Source organism: Nakamurella sp., from assembly GCF_048594475.1.
Lineage (GTDB): Bacteria > Actinomycetota > Actinomycetes > Mycobacteriales > Nakamurellaceae > Nakamurella.
On sequence record NZ_JBMDXT010000096.1, the window covers coordinates 1 to 3,914 of the forward strand.

Annotated in this window: 4 protein-coding genes; 2 read left to right on the forward strand and 2 right to left on the reverse strand. The window is 71.5% G+C overall.

Annotated elements, in window-relative coordinates; genetic code table 11:
* The first annotated feature begins 388 nt into the window (after window positions 1-388).
* A complete protein-coding gene (locus ACOJUF_RS04985; protein WP_420120760.1) occupies window positions 389-1,846 on the forward strand; it encodes an FAD-binding oxidoreductase in 1,458 nt (485 codons plus the stop codon).
* Window positions 1,847-1,929: 83 nt separating this feature from the next.
* Here the strand turns inward: ACOJUF_RS04985 and ACOJUF_RS04990 are convergent, their stop codons facing one another.
* Window positions 1,930-2,160, reverse strand: a complete 231-nt coding sequence (locus ACOJUF_RS04990) for a hypothetical protein (protein ID WP_420120761.1) — start codon at window positions 2,158-2,160, stop codon at window positions 1,930-1,932.
* Window positions 2,161-2,209: 49 nt separating this feature from the next.
* Window positions 2,210-2,806, reverse strand: coding sequence for a SigE family RNA polymerase sigma factor (locus ACOJUF_RS04995; protein WP_420120762.1), 597 nt, complete (start codon window positions 2,804-2,806; stop codon window positions 2,210-2,212).
* Window positions 2,807-3,306: 500 nt separating this feature from the next.
* On the opposite strand from ACOJUF_RS04995, the gene ACOJUF_RS05000 reads away from it, so the two are divergent.
* A partial coding sequence (locus ACOJUF_RS05000) for an extracellular solute-binding protein (protein ID WP_420120763.1) occupies window positions 3,307-3,914 on the forward strand: 608 nt, incomplete at its 3' end.

Below are 3,914 nucleotides of genomic sequence, written 5' to 3' on the forward strand. Positions count from 1 at the left end.
GTGTCCCCGGGCAGGAAGAAGCCGAGCAGGATGCCGCACTCGGCGAAAATGATCAGCATGATGCCGAGCACGGCCCAGGCACCCATGTTGTTGATCAGGTTTTCCGGACTCAGCCAACCGGGCAGGAGTGCGAGGTAGGTAGTCGTCACAATTCTCCAGGGTACGGGCCGCCGTGTCGGCGGCCTGTGTGATTGTTGTGCGCCGAGACGCTGGACACAGGCCGTCCACCGCCGGGAACCCCGTCGATGCGGGCCGCCGGAACCGGCACGGGCCGATCGGGCAGACGGGTCTCCGGGAGGGTGACGCACCGGACGCCGGCCGGTTCCCGCCGCCGGCGCCGCCGCTGCACGGAGTGTCCCGGCTCACGTCGGAGCGCTACCGTCGAGTGATGGACGCACCTGCGACGTCCGCGGCAACGCTGCCGATCGGCGCGCCGACCGCGGAAAGCCCGAACGGGACCACCTCGACCCTGTTGGACGCCCTGCGCGCGGCCGTCGGTCCGGAGCGGCTCCGGACCGATCCCGACGTGACCGCCGCGTACAGCCGGGACATGATGCCGCTGGCCCCCTCGGGCCGCCCGCTCGCGGTGGTCTTCCCGGAGAGCACCGCCGAGGTGGTCGCGGTCGTCCGGGCCTGCGCGGCCGCCGGGGTGCCGATCGTGCCCCGTGGGGCCGGCTCCGGCCTGACCGGCGCGGCCAACGCCGTCGACGGCGGCGTCACCGTGGTCATGACCCGGATGAACCGGATCCTGGAGATCGACGAGGGCAACCGGCTGGCGGTGGTCCAGCCGGGGGTGGTCAACCTCGACTTCCGCACCGAGGTCGAGTCGCGGGGGCTGTTCTACGCGCCCGACCCGTCGTCCTACGACTGGTGCACCATCGGGGGCAACCTGAACACGAACGCCGGCGGCCTGTGCTGCGTCAAGTACGGGGTCACCACCGACGCCGTGCTCGGCCTCGAGGTGGTGCTGGCCTCCGGCGAGGTGCTGCGCACCGGCCGGCGGACGGTCAAGGGCGTCGCCGGCTACGACCTGACGAAGCTGATCGTCGGCTCCGAGGGCACCCTGGGCATCATCACCGAGGCGACGCTGGCCCTGCGGCCCCGGCCGGCCGCGCCGTGCACGATGGTCGCCGCCTTCCCGGACACCGAGAGCGCCGGCGCCGCCGTCTCCGCCGCGATCCGCGCCGGGTTGGTCCCCTCCCTGCTGGAGATCATGGACGCGACCTGCATCCGGGCGGTCGAGGCGTACACCGGGTCGAGCATCCTGGGCGAGGGCGAGACCCCCGTCGCCATCCTGCTCGGCCAGTCCGACGCCGGTCCGGTCGTCGCCCGCCGTGAGATGGACGAGCTGGAGCGGGTCTGCGCCGAGGCCGGCTCGACCTTCCAGTACGTCACCGACGACCTGGCCGAGGGCCGGTTGCTGCTGCAGGCCCGCCGGCTCGTGCTCACCTCGCTCGAGGTGCTGGGCACCTGGCTGACCGACGACGTCTCGGTCCCGCGGACCGAGATGTCCAGGCTGATCCACGCCTGCGCGGAGATCGCCGCCGACGTCGACCTGACGATCGGCGTGGTCGGGCATGCCGGCGACGGCAACATGCACCCGACGATCGTCTACGACGCCGCCGACCCGGGCCAGGTGGCGCGGGCCGCCGACGCGTTCGGCCGGATCCTGGACGCCGGCCGGGCCCTGGGCGGGACCGTCACCGGCGAGCACGGCGTCGGCCGGATCAAGCAGGACTTCCTGGCGAACGAGGCCGGCCCGGTCGCCATGGACGTCCACCGGGCGATCAAGCGCGCGCTGGACCCGCAGGACCTGTTCAACCCGGGCTCGATGTTCGCCCGCTGACGCGCGCCCCGCCCTGCGCCGAGACCCTGACCCGCGCTCCAGTCGGCGGGGATCCGGGCAGGGCAGGGCGGACGCCGCCGTGATCAGAGCAGCAGCGAGAGCAGGCCGGCGCCGATGCCGACCAGCAGGCCGACGATGGCGGCGACCAGGACCAACTGGGTGGTGGACAGCCGCAGGTCGGCCCGCCCGCCGGTGGCGCTGGGGGCGGCCTGCCCGCCGGCCATGGCCTTGAGGGCCTGCGACAGCACCTGCTCGGCGCGCGAATCGTCGGCCGCGCCGGGCGGCCGCTGCGGGTCCGGGGGGCCCTGGCTCATCCGGGGACCCGATCGGGGCGGTGGGGGATCCCCCGCGGGCGGGCGCGGCTCACGAGTGCGTCGACCGCATGATGTCGCCGAGCTTGGCCACGGCCCGGCTGGCGGTGGATTTCACCGTGCCCTTGGACAGGCCGGTCGCCTCGGCGATCTCCGCCTCGGACAGCCCGCCGTAGTAGCGCAGCACGAGCACCTCTCGCTGGCGCGGGGCCAGATCGCCGAGCGCGGTGACCACCGCCTGGTGCTCGGTGGACAGCAGGGCCAACGACTCCGCCGACCGGGCCGTGCCGGGATCCGGCGGCACATAGGCCCGGGCGGTGCGCCGGCGGCGGAGCATGGACCGCGACCCGTTGACCACCGCGGTGCGCAGGTAGCCGATGGCCGCGTTGCGGTCCCGCAGGCCGCCCCAGTTGCGGTACAGCCCGGCGAAGGCCTCCTGCACGACGTCCTCGGCGCTGGCCATGTCGTCGACCAGCAGGATGGCCATCCGCACCATCTGCATCCGGTGGGAGCGGTACAGCTCGTCGATGGTGATCGGGGGCGCGACCTCGGGCTGCGGCGTGTGGTCCAGGGTGTACGCCGGATTCAGGCTGGCCAATGTGCCCAGGGTCCGTTCGACTTCGGACTCCGGCCCGACCTGTTCGGCCATCGGTGATCCGGCTCCTCCCACGCGACTGCCTCGGCACACCGCCGGCGGCCCCGGCAGCGTCTGGTCCATTCCGATCCCCGTCGACCCGTGCGGATCCACGTCGATCCGGTTCGCCCGGTTCGATGCCGGCCCCACCGGGCGGCCGGCCGATCCGGACGATCCTGACCCTCGATCCTGGCATGGAGACGGCCCGTTGGGCGTGGTCGGTCGCGGCGAAAGTCCGGGGGAGCGTCGAACGGGTCGAGAACCGGCATCAAGTGGACAAAACGGGCGCGATCCGTCAACGGAGCGACCAGTCATGGACGGGTTACTCAATCGTTACGGGCGTAATCCTCATCTCGACTTGCAAAGGCACACTGAAAACGTTTTCAATCCCTGTGTTGCGTGTGAGTGCCCTCACACGCAGTCCCGACGAAGAGGTGGAGGTCAACCGAGTGGCCCACAAGGCGACGAGGAGAAGGCTCGCGGCGACGGTGGCTGGCGTCGGCGCGATTGCGTTGGTGTTGACGGCATGTGGCGGCAGCTCATCGTCCAGCAGCGGAACGACCAGCGCGGCGGCGACGTCCGCGGCGAGCAGCGCCGGCGGTGCCTCCGGCAGCGCGGACAGCGGCCCGGTCTCGGGCGACAGCGGTTGGTGCGACACGGTCAAGCAGAAGTACGGCGACCTGACCGGCAAGACCGTCGGCGTCTACACCACCATCACCGGTACCGAGGCCGACGCGTACAAGAAGGCCTACCAGCTGTTCACCGAGTGCACCGGGGCCACCGTCGCGTACGAGGACTCCAAGGACTTCGAGGCGCAGGTCCTCGTCCGGGTCGACTCGGGCAACGCCCCCGACATCGCGATCTTCCCGCAGCCGGGTCTGCTGTCGCAGATCGTCAACGACAAGGGCGCGGTCAAGCCGCTGCCCGAGGACACCGAGGCGTTCGCCAAGAAGTACTTCCCCGACGACTGGATGAACTACGGCGTCGTCAACGACATCCCGTTCGGCCTGCCGAACAACGCCGACTTCAAGTCGCTGGTCTGGTACAACCCGAAGGTCTGGGCCGAGAAGGGCTGGACCGTCCCGACCACCTGGGACGAGCTGACCGCGCTGCAGGAGAAGAT